The 16,377-nt window shown below is 44.2% G+C and carries 12 protein-coding genes and 1 pseudogene; 1 reads left to right on the forward strand and 12 read right to left on the reverse strand.

The window, feature by feature from the left end:
* Positions 1 to 76: 76 nt before the first annotated feature.
* The 9 genes from LIZ66_RS13035 to LIZ66_RS13075 all read right to left on the reverse strand — a co-directional run bounded on the left by LIZ66_RS13035 (position 77) and on the right by LIZ66_RS13075 (position 13,433).
* Positions 77 to 1,900, reverse strand: coding sequence for an ABC transporter ATP-binding protein (locus LIZ66_RS13035; protein WP_227200905.1), 1,824 nt, complete (start codon positions 1,898 to 1,900; stop codon positions 77 to 79).
* Entirely contained in the window at positions 1,891 to 3,864 is a 1,974-nt protein-coding gene (locus LIZ66_RS13040) for an ABC transporter ATP-binding protein (protein ID WP_227200904.1), read from the reverse strand. Before LIZ66_RS13040 ends, LIZ66_RS13035 begins: the two co-directional genes overlap by 10 nt.
* A gap of 43 nt (positions 3,865 to 3,907) precedes the next feature.
* Positions 3,908 to 5,614: a hypothetical protein gene (locus LIZ66_RS13045; protein WP_195380255.1), complete on the reverse strand. Its 1,707-nt coding sequence runs from the start codon at positions 5,612 to 5,614 to the stop codon at positions 3,908 to 3,910.
* Positions 5,607 to 7,895 (reverse strand): CDP-glycerol glycerophosphotransferase family protein, encoded by a 2,289-nt coding sequence (locus LIZ66_RS13050; protein ID WP_148461862.1) that lies wholly within the window; start codon positions 7,893 to 7,895, stop codon positions 5,607 to 5,609. Before LIZ66_RS13050 ends, LIZ66_RS13045 begins: the two co-directional genes overlap by 8 nt.
* 1 nt (position 7,896) lies before the next feature.
* Entirely contained in the window at positions 7,897 to 9,099 is a 1,203-nt protein-coding gene (locus tag LIZ66_RS13055) for a glycosyltransferase (protein WP_187566084.1), read from the reverse strand.
* Positions 9,100 to 9,182: 83 nt separating this feature from the next.
* Positions 9,183 to 10,448: a CDP-glycerol glycerophosphotransferase family protein gene (locus LIZ66_RS13060; protein WP_148461864.1), complete on the reverse strand. Its 1,266-nt coding sequence runs from the start codon at positions 10,446 to 10,448 to the stop codon at positions 9,183 to 9,185.
* Between the two features lie 67 nt (positions 10,449 to 10,515).
* Positions 10,516 to 10,932: an FAD synthase family protein gene (locus LIZ66_RS13065; protein WP_118579597.1), complete on the reverse strand. Its 417-nt coding sequence runs from the start codon at positions 10,930 to 10,932 to the stop codon at positions 10,516 to 10,518.
* Positions 10,933 to 11,089: 157 nt separating this feature from the next.
* On the reverse strand, positions 11,090 to 12,364 hold the full coding sequence (locus LIZ66_RS13070) for a CDP-glycerol glycerophosphotransferase family protein (protein WP_173770281.1): 1,275 nt from the start codon (positions 12,362 to 12,364) through the stop codon (positions 11,090 to 11,092).
* Between the two features lie 76 nt (positions 12,365 to 12,440).
* Positions 12,441 to 13,433, reverse strand: coding sequence for a Stealth CR1 domain-containing protein (locus LIZ66_RS13075; RefSeq protein ID WP_173770280.1), 993 nt, complete (start codon positions 13,431 to 13,433; stop codon positions 12,441 to 12,443).
* Between LIZ66_RS13075 and LIZ66_RS20075 the strand changes: the two are divergent.
* Positions 13,408 to 13,527, forward strand: a pseudogene (locus tag LIZ66_RS20075) (DUF6783 domain-containing protein); the annotation flags it as partial. The gene LIZ66_RS13075 and the pseudogene LIZ66_RS20075 sit on opposite strands and share 26 nt — an antisense overlap.
* A 6-nt stretch (positions 13,528 to 13,533) precedes the next feature.
* On the opposite strand, the gene LIZ66_RS13080 reads toward LIZ66_RS20075, so the two are convergent.
* The 3 genes from LIZ66_RS13080 to LIZ66_RS13090 form a co-directional block, all read right to left on the reverse strand.
* Complete coding sequence (locus tag LIZ66_RS13080) at positions 13,534 to 14,634, reverse strand: glycosyltransferase family 1 protein (RefSeq protein ID WP_227200903.1); 1,101 nt, start codon at positions 14,632 to 14,634, stop codon at positions 13,534 to 13,536.
* Positions 14,635 to 14,704: 70 nt separating this feature from the next.
* Complete coding sequence (locus LIZ66_RS13085; protein WP_195409723.1) at positions 14,705 to 15,445, reverse strand: ABC transporter ATP-binding protein; 741 nt, start codon at positions 15,443 to 15,445, stop codon at positions 14,705 to 14,707.
* Between the two features lie 87 nt (positions 15,446 to 15,532).
* On the reverse strand, positions 15,533 to 16,309 hold the full coding sequence (locus LIZ66_RS13090) for an ABC transporter permease (RefSeq protein WP_118579579.1): 777 nt from the start codon (positions 16,307 to 16,309) through the stop codon (positions 15,533 to 15,535).
* Positions 16,310 to 16,377 lie beyond the last annotated feature (68 nt).

A 16,377-nucleotide genomic window follows, 5' to 3' on the forward strand; every position in this document is an offset into this window, starting at 1 on the left:
AATGGCTCGCTGGAGTAATACACATTGCCCAAATGCTGTGTGTCGGCTGGAACTTTTCAACACACTAAATGGCAACTTAGCTAAGTACCTTCCTGGACTCCTCATCCGCAAATTGCTGCCGTACCAACTGGTAATAGTATCCTTTCTTCGCCAACAGTTCCTTGTGTTTTCCCTGCTCTACAATCTTGCCGTCACGGACTACCAAAATCAGGTCGGCGTTTCGGATAGTGGACAGGCGGTGGGCGATCAGGAAGGAAGTGCGGCCTTTCAATAGTTTGTCTGTGGCCTGCTGGATCAGCTGCTCTGTTTTGGTGTCGATAGAGGAGGTTGCTTCGTCCAGAACGAAAATGGCGGGATCTGCCAGTACTGCGCGGGCAAAGGAAATAAGCTGCTTTTCTCCAGTGGAGAGACGGTCGCCGCCTTCACCTACGTCACTGTCATAACCTTTGTCAAGCTTTTCGGCTACCTCATCGGCATGAACTGCCTTCGCAGCAGCCTTTACTTCTTCATCAGTGGCATCCAGTCTTCCATAACGGATATTCTCCATCACAGTCCCGGAGAACAGATGTGGATTCTGAAGCACATAACCGATGTTACTGTGCAGCCAAAGCTGACTTCGCTCACGGTAATCTCTGCCGTCGATGAGGATTCTTCCCTTAGTGGGCTCAAAGAAACGGCAGGCCAGGTTCACCAGCGTACTTTTCCCTGCACCGGTCTCTCCGACGATTGCCACATTGGTACCAGCCGGAATTTTCAGGTTGAAGTTGCTGAGCACCTCTTCTTTTCCATCGGGATACTGGAATGAAACGTTTTCAAACTCAATGTCGCCTTTAATGGGTTCCCAGTTCTCCTTGTGGGGATCAAAGAAATCTCCATACTTTTCCAGAACCTCTGGGGAGTCTACCACCTGGGGCTTCTCTTCCAGAAGGGAGGTCACCCGCTCAACGTTGGCCTGAGCAGAAATGCACTGGGACAAAATTCCTGCAAGCCTCTGAATTGGTTCAAAAATTCCAACTGCATATGCAGTAAATGCAGCAAGTGTTCCTATGTCCATACTTCCATTCAGAACCATAATGCCGCCACGCTCCAGTACAAGGGCAGTTGCCAGAGCTCCAAAGAAAACTACCAGCGGAATATAAATTGCATTTAATCTGGCAGCCTTGATAGACGCACTTCTCATCTCCTCAGTGACAGAGGCAAACTCCCGGAAGTTTTTCTCCTCCACAACCAGGGATTTCACAGTTTTCGCGCCCATAATTCCTTCGTTGTAGCCACTTGTGATCTTGGAATTGATTTTTCTCACCTGACGGTTCCATGTGAGGATCTTATTCTGGAAATACCAGGTAAGGACTGCAATAGCTGGAACGATCAGCATGATCACCAAAGCCAGTTTCCAGTTCAGAAACAGCATTGCAACAAACACACCCACTACATAAAAGATAGCCCACAGCATATCGATCACATCCCAGGCGATCAACTCTGTGATCCTGGCTACGTCGTTCATTACCCTGGACAGGATATATCCAACCGGAGTTGCATTGTAGTAGGAAAAAGACAGCTTCTGAAGATGAACAAACAATGCCCTTTTCATATCACAGCCTGTTTCCACATCAAGTGTCATGCAGCCTCTGGTGAAACAGATGACGGACCACATCTGAAAGACGATCACTGCAATATACAGCGCAATAAATCCTCCAAGTCCTGCCAGAGTATTTTTCTCGATAAAGGAATCAATGGCCTGTCGCTGAAATAACGGCATGATAATATCCACTACGGAGCAGAGAATATTCATCACAATTACCATAATCAGCACATTTTTCCGGGGTGCAAGGAAAGGGAAAACCTTTTTCCAGATGGAAATATCAATGGATTTTGTATATTCTTTTTCTTCTATCCGCACATTGCACCTCCTTCCATGAGACGGATATCACTGTTCATCTGGATCTCATAAATGTCTTTGTATGGTCCCTCCTGGTGGATCAGTTCCTCATGGGTACCCATCTGCTGGATTACTCCCTTGTCCATCACAATAATACAGTCAGCCTGCATAAGAGATGTGATCCGATGGGAAATCATAATAACCGTTGCTTTCTCCATCTCTTTTTTCAGTTCTTTGCGGATCTTGTTGTCTGTCTCCGTATCTACTGCGGATAGGGAATCGTCAAATACCAGGATCGGAGCTTCTTTCATCAGCATTCTGGCAATTGCAACACGCTGCTTCTGTCCACCGGACAAAGTGACGCCACGCTCACCTACGATGGTGTCATATCCGTCTGCAAAATGAAGAATTGACTCATCTACACAGGCAATCTCCGCTGCATGGCGGATTTCTTCATCCAGAAGCTTCTCCTTTGTGATGCCAATATTCTCACGGATGGTTCTGGAGAAAAGGAACGGTTCCTGGAGTACCATTCCGATGTTCTGGCGCAGGTACTGACGGTCAATGTCACGAATGTCTGTACCACCAATGGTAATACTGCCGCAGTCTTCCGGCAGATCATATAAACGGTTCAGTAAATGAACCAGAGTTGATTTTCCACTTCCGGTTGTGCCAAGGATTGCAAAGGTGCTTCCGGATGGGATTGTAAAATTGATATTTTTCAGGACCGGGTGGTCTGGGGAATAACTGAAAGATACATCGCGGAAGCAGATATCGCCATCCATGGCAGGTTTCATTCCAATGATATGTCCCAAAGTCTGCTTTTCTCCACAGCCTTTATTTTCGGAATCCTCACTCGTTCGCTCTGCTGTCCGCGCAGGAATCTTATAATCCAGAGTTGCCTCACTCTGTCCTGCCTTCTTCTTTTTCACAATATTCTCTGCATTTTCATTTCTGTCTGTAGACTTAGCTTCACACTTTACAGCAGCATCCTCTTCCTCAGCCTCCAGAATATAAGCCACACGCTCCTTGGAAACCCCAGCCTTACTCATATCTGAAATAATCCTTCCCAGGCTTCGCACCGGCCAGGTCAGAGACGCATTGTAGGAAATAAATGCCATAAACTCGCCCAATGTGATCCGTCCATTCACGGCAAAAACAACACCAGTCACCATGACCACCAGCACCTGCAGGTTGGTGATCAAATCTCCCGATGCCCAGTAAACGCTCATCAGTTTTCCAAGATATACCCATAAATTGGAGTAGGCATTATTTTTCTCATCAAACCGGTCGATTTCATACTTTTCTCTACCAAAAGCACGCACTACACGAACTCCAGTCAGATTCTCCTGCACGGTACTGGAAAGTGCCCCCTCCGCCTCATCAGCATCCTGAAAACGTTTCCCGATCCTGGAATAGAAATAGCAGGAATAACCGATGATCACCGGGAAAAAAGCTGCCGCAGCCAGTGTGATCTGCACATTCATGGAAAACATGATTCCCAGATACAGTACGATCAGGAAACAGATTCGAAACACCTCCGGCAGCTGCCTGCACACAAAGTTACGGATCACTTCCACGTCAGAGGTACATCTCTGAATGATCTCCCCGGTCTGGTGCTTTACATGCCAGGAAAAAGGCAGATACTGGGTGTGGTGATACAAGGTGTCACGGATGGATTTCAGGAAATTCTCTGAGCCTTTTGCCAGGCACATTTTACTTAAGTAATTAAAAACTCCCGAAAGAACTGCCGAAGCAGCTACCAGAAGTGCTGCCAGAAGCAGTGTCTGCCGCACATTCAGACCATCCGGAATTCCATCCAGCACCAGAATATGGTCTGCTGTGTATTTCACGATCTGTGGGATCAACGCATTACATGCTGTAAACAACACCGAAAATAATAGCGTTCCCACAAAAAACCGGATATTTCCTTTCAGGAAACGGAAAATGATCCGGAATTTCCCGGTTTTATTCTTCGTATTCATACTTTCCCCCCATTTTATAGAAAAAGGACACTCCCTGAACGAATCAAGGAATGTCCTCCTTCACTCCAAAAGTTTTACATATTCTTTCCAATGCATCATATTCCAAGGCCTTGTTTCCTACATAACTCTCAAAGGCTCCAAAAAATTCCCAGGCCGCAGGCTGCAGATACAGTTCTTTTTTCACATATCCATCCAGGATCACTGCTTCTGGCAAAAGACTTTTATAGGCGGCGCTCTGTGCCCCCAGCACATAAATCCTGTGCTCCTTCGACAGCTGCTCCAAAGCTTTTTTCTGCTCTGCAGTTGGTGCAAGCTCACCATTTACCAGAATACTTCCCGGAACCGGCTTTTGTACCAGCTTCATGGAAATACGCTCTCCCTGCAGGTTCCATTTCCCACACACAAGGTAAGTCTCACCATTGTAGGAAACCGTTTCCACCTGGTTTTCTTCTGGTCTGGCTGCAGCAAGTACCGGAAGGCGCATTATCCGAAGGCGGTTTTCCTTTCCGTAGTCTCCCAGCTGCTGGCAATCTGCCGGAGCATATATCCGGTCAAATACAGTAAGGGCTTTTCGCCATCTTGCCGGATATTTTTCATGGATGTAAGGCAGAAAATCAAGATCCACCAGAACTTTCATTTTTGCCGGTGCCTCTGCTGCCAGATAATATGGCAGATACCCGGTACTTCCAGCCATAATCACCACATCCCAGGAACTGCTGCCGAACAGCCTGCCCCACTCTCTTCTGGCAAGCATTCGCATATATCTTCGTATTTCCGGATTTTCCAGATAAAGAGCCGGATTTTTCTCAATCATACGGTAATTCAGGAAATCTTCCTCACTCAAAGTCATCCTTCCTGCGCCCATCACTTTTGGAAGCTCTTTTTCAAAGGCGAGAAATTCTTTCACATCTCCCCTGCTTCCAAGCCAGCCACTATAAATAACCGTATCATATTTTTCCCTGTCCATACTGTCTGCAAGCTTTCGGACAACAAGCTTAGCCTCCCGCTCGGCTTTCCAGCTGCTAAGAATCAGGACTTTCTTCCTTTCCTCCTGATTTCGAAGGGAGAAAAACTCCATTCCAGGCACTGCATTCTGCCTTCGGATACACTCCAGAAGACTGCCTCTGCCTTCTTTTAATCCTTCCTTTTTCTCTATGATCACATTTCCATCATAGACTTTTCCCAGGGTGCATTTTTCCAGCCATGCTTCCTTCGCTTTGCTCTTAGACGGAGCGTAGATATAATCTGTTTTCAGAAGCTCCCTTGCCGTAACTGAGAGAAACTCTGCTGTCTCCACAGACTTCCTATCATAAATTTCCAGCATGGGATTAAAATAAACCTGTGTTTCTTTTTTCACAAAAGAGCCTGGCAAAACCATATTACCGATAATGTAACCAGCCTGGGAAAGCGCCTCCAGATATTCACGACTTTCCTCTTTTACATAGTCCACACCTGTTTTTTTCACCAGATGAAAACCGCCTTTTATGCAGGCCGTAACACTCGCCTTCTCAGAGGAAACATAATTCTTCAGCGCATAGTCCAGCATTTCCAGAAGCAGGTCACTGCCAGGCTTTTTTTCATCTATAAGGAAGAAAAAATGGGAAGCATCCACCGGATTCCCGCATATCTCTGCGTAGGCATAGTTTTTGGAAAGTTCTTTCTTATTCTCATGAATGAATTTCAGAGCCTGACGCTTCACGCTCTCATAATCCTCCATATTATCTTTCAAAATCTTCTCTATCTCATTCATCTGAAGTCCTCTTACCTTCTATCAGCTCATCCAGCTTCTCACTCTGTTCCTGATTCCAGGACCTGGCCTGAAAGCTGTAAGGCATCTCTGTTGTGCAGTCTTCTGCCAGCAGCTTCATATTCATGGTTTTTGCAGCAAGGGTACCCAGGCTTTCTTCTTCCCCTTCCGGACAGATAAAATAATCGCACAGATTCATAAATGCAAAGGGTTTCTCAAGCCATCCGGTAAGGATCACCCTTCCCTCCAGGTGAAGATCTGAAACCATAGCTTTCAGCTTCTGATACCCTTTCCCTTTTCCGGTAATGTAAAGACAGGTATTTTTCTCCAGACGGCAAAAGGCTTTCAGAACGTTCTGGGCTTTCTGCTGGTACATACAGATATAATTGACTTTCTCTGTATCCGGTGCCGGAATGGCTTCCACAGTAATAACAGCTGGATTGTTTCCCTGGTATCTGGCAATAAAGTAGCTTTCTGTGGCAGATACGATTACCTGCTGGCCTGCCAGCTCCTTTGCAATCTGTTTTTCCCTGACAAAACGTGCATTGTATTGGAAAAACCGAACGCCCTCCATCTCCTTTGCCACCACTGAAAACAGGCTCTTTTTCCCGGTAAGGTCAATTGCACAGTCGAATTTCGCCTCTCCAAACAGGCGCCTTGCCTCTCTCTTGTAAAAAGCATGTGGAATATCTTTTATTTTTCCCTTCAAAAACAGCTCATTCTTCGCGATTTCCTCCGCTTTTCCGTTAAAAGGCTGACCACGGTAAAGGATCCGAAGCCCGGTAGGAAGACCTATGATCTGTTCTTCTGCAAAATCGTCTCCACCACCGCACACAAGCAAGGTAACATCGTATTTCTGAAAATCCAGGTTCTCTGCAAGTCCAAGAAATGCTTCGGTGTCATCTCCCTCCGAAAAATCACCGGCATACATCAGAAGCTTTTTCTTTGGTGACTGCGCCTCATCCTGACAGGCTATACACCGGGAATCTTCTTTTCCGTGGAACACAATGTCTGCAAGGCGGCGGCAGACCTCTCCGTCATCTTGCGGACACGCCCAGGCTGCTTCCCTTTCGTAAACCTTCCGGTATGGCTCCATGGCTCTTTCGGCATCCTTCACATAATCTCCAAGCTGCTCATAAGTTTCTGCAACAGGACCCGGCAGCTTATCAATTCCGAAGTATAAGCCTCTGTAATTTTTATATTCTGCAAGATCCGGGATAAAGAACAAAATGGGCTTTTTCGATACCAGATAGTCAAAATAAATACTGGAATAATCGGAAATCAGAACATCTGTAGCACGAAGAAGCTCATTGGTATCTACGGTTGCAGGAATATACTGGCCGGTTATCCCTACTGTGTCTTTAATGTGGTAATATACAATCTGATGAGGCTTCACCAGCACCTGGTACTCCCTGGTATCCACATTCTCCTCGATAGTGCGGATCATCTTCTCATAGGCATCCAGGCTGGTATCAGGGCTGGAATACCTGCTGCCCTTCCAGGTAGGCGCATAAAGGATCAGCTTCTTCTTTAGATCTGCCTCCACGCCTGCCATCTGCAGCTTCTTAAATATGGCCTCCCGGTCTGTGTGAAAATAGCTGTCATTACGGGGCTGCCCGATTTCCAGGATTTTTCCGGGATAAAGATTTTTCATTTTGAACGCATTCTCATAAATCTCTGTCATAAAATGATTGGGCGCGATCAGATAGTCTGCTGCAAGGAAATTCCTTACTGTATTTCCTGCACTCACCTTGCCTGCCGGAATGTCAAATCCAATGGTTTTTAACGGGATTCCGTGCCAGGTATCCACAAAGATCTGCTCCTTACGTTTGGTAAAATATCCGGGAAAGCTTACATTATTGATCAGATATTTGGCTGTAGCCAGATATTCCCTGTATTCTACAGACTGGAATTTAATAAATTTCACATTTGGATCATCCCTGTAAAGTCCCATCCATGGTTCATTATCCGAAAAATCGTCAATGACCCAGACATGGAGATACTCCTGAAATTCTGTCTGGGTCAGCAAATACTTGAAAATGGCATGAGGGCTGCAGGTCATGCCTCTGCCCCCAAATGCCTCGTATAGTATACATTTTTCTTTTATGGGACTGTCAAGAAAATCCGCGTACTTCTCCCGAAGCTCCTCCGTAAGATTGTATTTTGCCTCATCCCTGGCTCTCTTTAAGGCAGCCTCAAAAGTGTCCTTTTCTTTACCGGAATTTTCATCCGGGCGGACCAGCTTTTTCACCAGCTTCTTCAGGTTGTTCACGGTGATCTTCATGTCACTTCCCCCTCTTCTTCGCAACTACACGTTCAAAAAGTCCGTCCCATTCTTTCACAGCCTTGTCAATAGAGAAATCATCAGACTTGGCAATGGCATTCGCAGACATCCGGGCACGAAGCTCTTCATCATGTGCCAGTTTCAGCATGGCCTGGGCAAATTTATGAGGATCAAACGCTTCAGGAAGGAAACCGGTCTTTCCATCATCAATGATCAGATCCATGGCGCCCATATGATAAGCGATTACCGGAAGACCGAACTCAAAGGCTTCCATAATCACCATAGGCCAGCCTTCCCATCTGGATGGAAGAAGGAAAACAGAAGAATTCAGATAATACTTCTCAGGCTCATTGGTATATCCTACAAAATGGACACGCTTCTCCAGATGACGCTTCTTCGCGTCTGCCCTGATCTGGTCAAAAAGATCTCCGTCTCCGATGATATCAAGCTCCCACTCCGAATCCTCTTTACAGAACTCTTCAAAGGATTCCATCATCAGATCCAGTCCTTTGGCATATACGAAACGGGTCGCCATGAGAAAACGTTTGGATTTCACATCGCACTTCTTTTCACTGACAAAGCTTCTGGGATTGATTTTTACTTCACAATCTATTCCAAGCTTCTCCATATAGTCCCGCTTATCATAATCACTCAACACAATGTAGCGGTCCAGATTTGGCAGATACTGCTGAAGAAGGTTCTCCTGCTGCCAGAAAACGACAGGCTTCACATGAAGATATCCGTCATAGCAGTTATGCTGCCAGCCGATGGTTGCGGCTTTTAGCCGGGGCGCGATCATGGCAAGTCTCAGGCTTAAGGATGCAGTGGTAAGGATCACGTCATAATCCTGGGAATTGAAATATTCCACCCATTTCTCTCTTGTTTTTTTAGGAAAAATTGCTTCTGCAAGAATGGGATTCAAGCTTTTTTTATTAAACAGACCAGATCTGTCATTGAGCTTCTTCACCAGATAGCGGGCGCAGAAAGCCGGGGTATGATGCTTATTCACGAACTGGCTGTTGTCAATGAAATCCACATTGATATCTTCACTTAAATGATACATGGTGCGGTCTTCACGAAAGCGGTCTTCATAAGTCATGATCGTCACTTCATGCTCTTTCACCAGCTCGTTGGCCAACAGGGAAACCACTCTCTTGGTTCCGCCAAGATCAAAGATTTTTGTTATCCAGATACATATTTTCATGTTATATACCACCCCTGCAGGGGCTTCCTCCTTTTGCGGGATAAATCCTGAAGCATGTAAAAAAGGCTTTCGTATTTTCTCTGTTATACCGTAATTTTGAAATAATCCAGAACACGTTTGCAGTAATTATCTGTTACATTATGAGTCTTTGCAAGAATTGCCTTACGCTGATTCTCATAGTCATCTTTTCCATTTTTGACATCCAGAACAAACTGTTCAAACTGCTGTACATTGTAAATATGTTCTCCTGGCATGTATTCCAGTGGATTTTCAAATACCCATCCTCTGGACTCCGTATAGGCATCATAGTCATCCAGAGTAAATCCAATAGGTCTGTTGAGAAGCAGATAATCAATTGCCACAGAAGAATAGTCAGAAATCAGGGCATCCGAACAGTTGATAAACTCATAAAGCTGCAAGCCATTGTCTTCCAGATCCTGATTTTCCAGGTAAACAATGTTTGTCAGCACATTTTCTCCAAAGTCATATGGAATCTGGAGATAATGCTTCTTAATTACCACAAGTACATGATTATCACGACAGAAATTATTAAAATCAAGAAGCCGCTCCTTATCGTCCAGGATCGGGATATTAAATTCATTGTTCAGCGTTTCCTCATTCAGTCTCTCGCTGCTTGCATGACGGTAGGTAGGCATCCACAGGATCAGCCTGTCACTGTCAGCTGCTTTCAGAAGCTTTTCCTTATATGCTCTTGCGGCGTCGCTTCCCTTCATCATCTGATCGTAACGCGGATAGCCAAGTGCAAGAAGCTTCCTGGAACTGCAGCCAAAGAACTCTTTCTTCGTCTCAATAAACACATCTCCTGGCACCAGACAGTAGTCGAAAAATACCTTGCGGTTGTTCTTGTTCGCCTTGTAGCCGCAGCCATGCCAGAGATTTACAAAAGTCTGACCCTTTCTTGCCATTCCGATCCAGTTAAACGCCTGGGTGTAAAAAATAAAGGCTGAGGTCAATGCATAGCGGTAAGCTGCTGCCCTGCGGATCGTCGTGTTCTTCTTGAAATTGCGAACAAACTTCACATTCTCCGCCTGGTATTTCTTATACTTCTCCGGCTCATGAACCAGCCAGACAAGCTCATATTTTTTATTATATCCATTTGCAACCATATAATCAAAAAGAGCCCGGCAATTGTCTGTAAAATCATCATTTGTCTCAAACAGGATTCTGTTTTTCACCATACGCGGGGGGAATTTACGAAGTCTTCTCACTTTCCAGCGGTCATATAAAGCGTAAGTCACATAGCCTTTGAAAGTGGTGAACAAAGGTCCTGCGCCCTGCTCTTTCAAGATTTTTGAAAATTTCTTTAGAATTCTCTGTGCTCTTTCCATGGATTTTACCTTTCTTAATATATTACAATCCAGAGCCTGTTTAAAAAAGGCTCTAAATCAGTCCGCATTAATACTCTTTCAGTTTCTCACGAAGCATTGTAGAAGAAGTATCTTTGGTGTAGGGAAGATAAACCAGCCTGGCTCCCAGGGCTTCCATCTCTTTCCCGGTGCGCTCCCAGCGCTCATTTCCCTTCCAGTCATCTCCGATATAAATTTCATCGAAACGGATCTTATCCCAGATTTCTTTTTTATCAAGGGTATTTGTGATGATCACCTCGTCCACATATTTAATAGACCGGACGATCTCTGCCCGCTCTTCCAATGGCACGATAGGTCTTTTATTCTTATAGCTTTCCACAAGCTCATCTGTATTTACGCCTACGATCAGATAATCACATCTTCTCTTGGCATTTTTGATCAGGTTCAGATGACCGATATGAAACATATCGTAAGTTCCCTGTGTGTATCCGATTACCTTTCCCATTTATCCCTCTCCTGTATCTGTTTTTTTCGAAAAAATAATCATAGCACATTGTTTTCTAAATAACTATACCACTCACTTGTCTGTGAATCCGATTGATATAATTATTTACGAAATGATGTACTAGAACCTTTTTGGATGGGTAACTTCTGCTTTTATTTTACTTTATATTCAAATACTCTGCAAGTGCCTCGCAGTAACCTGACTTCTTTGGCATAGTGTGCATTGCAGGCAATAATCTTCTTCTCTCTTCCTTAAAAGGATCCTCTCCAACTGCGATATGGGAAAAATAGTCCTTCAGATCCTCTAAATTGTAAATCTTCTCACCTGGCATATATGCTTCCGGATTTTCAAATACAAATCCTCTTGTATTTCGATAGCTTTCCAGATCTGTGAGCACATAGCCCAAAGGCCGGTCAAGAAGCATATAGTCTACTGCAATGGAGGAATAATCCGAAATCAGTCCATCCATAAGTCCCACCAGTTCATACAGCTGAATACCCGATTTCTGAAGCATTTCTTCTGTCACATAACGGATATTGGTATACGCACCTTCATCCAGGGACCAGCCAGACTGAAGGGGATGTTTTTTGATAATTAGAAATATTCCGCATTCCCTTAAATGAATATCCAGTGCTTTCAGCTCCGCCTCGCTCTCTAATGCAGGAAGCTGAAAGGGAAGTTCAATTTCATTCTCTGCGCTGATCAGCACCTCACTTTTTCGGAAAGTAGGCATCCAGATCACAGTTTTCATATCCTTATGGGAAAAAAGCTTCTCCAGCGCCTCCCCACGGCTGACAGATGGATGGAGCATCCAGTCATACCTTGGATAGCCAAGGGCAAGAATCTTCTCTTTCTCACAGTTCCAGTAACGGGATTTTGTTTCCACAAACACAGGTCCCGGCACCATGGCATGGTCAAAATGCATCATGCTTTTTCCTGCAGGCGGCTTGTTGTCTTTGGCTGCATCCTTATAGCCGCAGCCATGCCACATGTTCACTGTGATCTGCCCTTTACAATGGTAAAAATTCAGGTAAGCTGTATTGTTTGTATAGAAAAAAAATCCTGCAACAGCGCCATAATAATAAGCAAGGGGGCTGGACCAGCCATATTTATTCTCTGCTGTTACAAATTTAACATTCTTGTATTTCAGTTTCTCACATTTTTTCTTATCGGAAACCATCCAGATAATCTGATGGTTCTCATTTATTTTATTCTGAATCAAATATTCATAAAAAGCCCTGGGATTGTCTGTCATGTCCTGCATGGTACGGTTTTTCAACACAATACAGTTCTGACGGAGCTTCCCGTGATTCCCGAACCATTTTCCCACCAGGGCAAGCTCCGCCTTTGAACAAAAGCGGCCCAGATAATAAAGAACACTTCCAGCCAGACCCTCTTCTTTTATTTTCCTTTTAAGGGAATCCTTTGTCATCTCTTACCCTCGTTTCTATAATTTGCCTGATAAAATTACGATACACCAGAGCCTGTTTGAAAAAGGCTTTCTGCAATTACATCTCAAAAGACGATTTCTCCGGAAAAATCACTTCAAAGCTTCTCTGAATTTCTTTCTTCTGCTTCTCAAAATCACCCACATTCACATCATCATTAAGGCAGATCATCTTACACGCCTGTCTGCGAATGGTATGGTGAATCTGCTGATCATGTTTTCCTATGGTATAAAATCTTCCAAGCTTCGATGACTGGGGCGTGAATTTTCCTTCCATGTACTGCCAGTATTTCATCACGTACTGATTTACATCGAATACTGTGCGGAAACGATTTTTACAAACCTCATCCAGAACAGCGCCTTCTTCGTCCCATACTTTCCAATAGGTTGCTTTCAAAAAAGGACTTGGAAGATGTGAATATTTAAAACTGGAAAATTCACGATAAGGCAGCATCAGCACATTGCGGAAGAGCATTGCTCCATAAGCCGGGCTAAACCATTTTTTTGCCTGTTTTTTGATCACTTCTTTTTTATTATAATGCATATTGGCAAGAGCTGCATCATTCATAAGAATATTGGCAAAAGGATTGCGGATATTGTCCTGCACAAGGGCGGTCTCAATACAGCAGTCACAGGGAAATCCGTTTTTGAAAAAATCTTCCGGTCTCACGGAATCAATGAGAAACATATCATCATTAAAAAAGACAAAATGCTCTGACAATCCTTTTATTCGGTGAAGATTCAGTTCTATGGAATTAATATTAAAGGTAGGAAGATAAGCAGGCGCCATAAAATCCTCATGCTTTACAATCTGAATCTTCTCATGAGCTGTATTCAGCCACTTTGGAACATGTCCCCATGTAACAAAATATATTTTATTTACCCAGGGAGCAAATTTCTCCACACCGCGGAACCAGTACTGAAGATTGTCCCAGTCGCGGTATCTGCTCTCCCCGGCGTCAGTTCCCCTGCCAGGCTGATATTTCCTGCGCTGTGCAAGCCAGTCAGGGTCACTGCCGTCCACCCAGGTGAGCACAAAATCTATTTTTTCCATTCCTATTCTCCTGCTCTTTAAATGGTTGCGGTCTAGAAATTGTGACGCACATCTTGCAGAAAGCCTTTTTCAAACACGCTCTAAAGCTTTCTCAGTCAGCTTATCTGCCATACAGAAGCATCAGCTTCTGCCCTTCCTTATGGATGTCAAATCCTGCTTCTGCCAGCCTTCTGGCCGCTTCTTCTCTTTCGATTCTCCCGGCTTCCTTCATCTTAAATACAGCTTTGGCCCATTTCTCCGGGCTTTCTGCCAGGGAAATCATTGTCACATTTTCCCGGGAGAGTACTGCTTCTCCTGTGATCTGGTCTGAAATCACACAGGGCAGGCCATTGGCCTGAGCTTCCAGAAGAGTGAATGGAAGTCCTTCAAATAAAGAAGGAAACAGGAAAACATCCATGGCGCTTAAGTACCGCTCCACGTCCTGACATACTCCCGTAAATATGATTTTATCCAGGACACCCGCCTTTTTAGCCTGCTCCTGGATCTGTTCCTTTAATTCGCCGTCACCAATAAGGCAAAGCCTTGCAGCCGGCTCTTTTCGTTGGATTTCATGGAAAATACGAAGAATGGCCTCATGATTCTTCTGAACCTGAAACCTGCCTACATGCCCTACTACCAGGGCATCCCCAGAAATCCCCAGCTTTTCTCTGATTTTCCGCCTGTTTGACTCTGAAAAGCCATATTTATCTGTCTCAATTGCGTTTGCAACCAAAGTTACTTCGCCCCGTTCAAAAGCCCTATCTCCGAACAACCATCTGCCTGCTTTTTCGGAACAGGCAAACTTCTCATTCACATAATGCTTCATTCTTGGACGATTCACGCCATCCATCAGCTTACGCACAATTCCCGGTGCTGAAGCGTTATGGGAATGTGCGATCACCTTTCTCACTCCAGCCTGTTTCGCCAGGCGAAGTGGTACGATATTGGCTGCTGAAAGCATATTCACATGCACGACATCGTACTTTTCCTGGGAAAGAAGCTTCCGAAAGGCCTTTATATAGCCAAAGTAATCTTTTTTTATATTGGGAACATAAAAAACCCTTCCACCAAGCTCCAGGATTTCTTTCTCATAAGCAATCGTTCCATACATGGATACAAAATCAAAGGATACTCCCTGCCTGGCGAGTTCCCTGAAATAATTCATTACAAATGCTTCCATACCGCCAGGATTATTTCCCAGCCCTACCTGCAGGATTTTCATTTTTCACCTTCTAAACGCTTTATCAGCTTGTCATATCTGGAAACTTCCCGGGTTAATTCCTTTTTCATAATCAGCCACCTATCATTTTACTGTATTGCTCAGAGATCGGAGCAATGTCGCCGTATGCGATCAGCTTACCTTTTTCCAGAATCATGGCCTTATTGCAAAGGCGCTGTACCTGTTCCAGAGAATGGGATACAAAAAGGACGGTAACACCTGAGTCAAACATGCTCATGATCTTCTTTTCACTTTTTTTACGGAACTTGGCATCCCCTACGGAAAGTACCTCGTCCAGGATCAGGATCTTCGGTTCTACTACTGTGGCAATGGAAAAGCCAAGTCTGGATTTCATACCGGAGGAATAATTCTTCACCGGAACATCCATGAATTTCTGAAGTTCAGAAAATTCTACAATCTCATCATATTTGCTATCAATAAATTTCTTGGTATATCCAAGCATGGCACCATACAGGTAAATATTCTCTTTTCCTGTATACTGCGGGTCAAAACCAGCGCCAAGTTCCAGAAGGGGAACCATTTTCCCATGTTTGTCCACATGACCCTCTGTAGGCTTGAATACACCGGAAATCACCTTCAGAAGAGTACTTTTTCCAGCTCCGTTAAGACCAAGGATACCTACACGGTCTCCCTTTTCCACGCTGAAGCTTACATTCTTCAAAGCCCAGAATTCATTGTACTGGATTTCTCTCTTAATGGTTTTAAATATATAATCTTTTAAGCTGTCAACCTTCTCACGGCTCAGGTTGAACTTCATACTTACGTTATCGACTTCAATGGCTGTCTTGCTCATATTTTCTCCTTAACATGTTCCTGTAAATGGTAGTTTAGAGCGTGTTTGAAAAATACTTTCTGCAGGGAATGATTTTTCAAACAGGTTCTAGATGTACAGAATAAAATTATCCTGTTTTTTCTTGAAGCATACAAGTCCGATGATGGTAATCACTACGCTGAATGCAGCTGCATAAATTACATATGGCGCATACATAGGCTCTCCGAATATTGCAGATCGGAAAATCTGAATGGTACAGTACAGCGGATTGAACTTCAGGATCCATGCCCAGCCACTCTTCAGCAGCTTGCTTGGATAATAGAAGATGGCACATGTATACATGATCAGCATCAGGGCAACAGACCAGAGGTACTCAATATCTCTGAAAAATACACCGATAGTTGCAAGGAACATTCCACTTCCGTAGGAAAGGATCAGAATGATGATCAGGGCAACCGGTGCCTGAAGCAGATAAATAGTCGGTTTCACACCCAGGATCACGCCTACAATGGCAAGTACAACCAGGGAGATCAGAAAAATAATATAATTATAAATTACAGTTGAAAGTGGATACAGATATTTCGGTACATACACTTTCTTGATCATTGCTGCATTGGACCGGATGGATTTCAGCGCAGCTTTGGTTGCAGAGGAATAAAAGCTGTACAGAAGACGTCCGGAAAGAATGTATACAGGGAATGTTTTGTCCGTGTTTCCATACAGGGTTCCGAAGACAATGGTCAGTACCACCATGGAAAGCAGTGGTTCTAGCATGGACCACAAAATACCAAGGTAGGAACGACGATATTTCAGCTTGATTCCTTTTTTGACCAGTTCACTTAACAGGAACTGATACTGTCTGAGATTATCTAAATATTTCTTCATATTCACTCCATTATATTTTGAAAAATTTGGCTTTCTGTTTTATCCAAAGCATTCGTATATAAACTTCT

Source organism: Blautia faecis, assembly GCF_020554845.1.
Classification (GTDB): Bacteria; Bacillota; Clostridia; order Lachnospirales; family Lachnospiraceae; genus Blautia_A; species Blautia_A faecis.

Coding starts and splice junctions, on each gene's coding strand:
- LIZ66_RS13040 (WP_227200904.1), bottom strand. CDS start 3,864: ATGAATACGAAGAATAAAACCGGGAAATTCCGGATCATTTTCCGTTTC.
- LIZ66_RS13045 (WP_195380255.1), bottom strand. CDS start 5,614: ATGAATGAGATAGAGAAGATTTTGAAAGATAATATGGAGGATTATGAG.
- LIZ66_RS13050 (WP_148461862.1), bottom strand. CDS start 7,895: ATGAAGATCACCGTGAACAACCTGAAGAAGCTGGTGAAAAAGCTGGTC.
- LIZ66_RS13055 (WP_187566084.1), bottom strand. CDS start 9,099: ATGAAAATATGTATCTGGATAACAAAAATCTTTGATCTTGGCGGAACC.
- LIZ66_RS13060 (WP_148461864.1), bottom strand. CDS start 10,448: ATGGAAAGAGCACAGAGAATTCTAAAGAAATTTTCAAAAATCTTGAAA.
- LIZ66_RS13065 (WP_118579597.1), bottom strand. CDS start 10,932: ATGGGAAAGGTAATCGGATACACACAGGGAACTTACGATATGTTTCAT.
- LIZ66_RS13070 (WP_173770281.1), bottom strand. CDS start 12,364: ATGACAAAGGATTCCCTTAAAAGGAAAATAAAAGAAGAGGGTCTGGCT.
- LIZ66_RS13075 (WP_173770280.1), bottom strand. CDS start 13,433: ATGGAAAAAATAGATTTTGTGCTCACCTGGGTGGACGGCAGTGACCCT.
- LIZ66_RS13080 (WP_227200903.1), bottom strand. CDS start 14,634: ATGAAAATCCTGCAGGTAGGGCTGGGAAATAATCCTGGCGGTATGGAA.
- LIZ66_RS13085 (WP_195409723.1), bottom strand. CDS start 15,445: ATGAGCAAGACAGCCATTGAAGTCGATAACGTAAGTATGAAGTTCAAC.
- LIZ66_RS13090 (WP_118579579.1), bottom strand. CDS start 16,309: ATGAAGAAATATTTAGATAATCTCAGACAGTATCAGTTCCTGTTAAGT.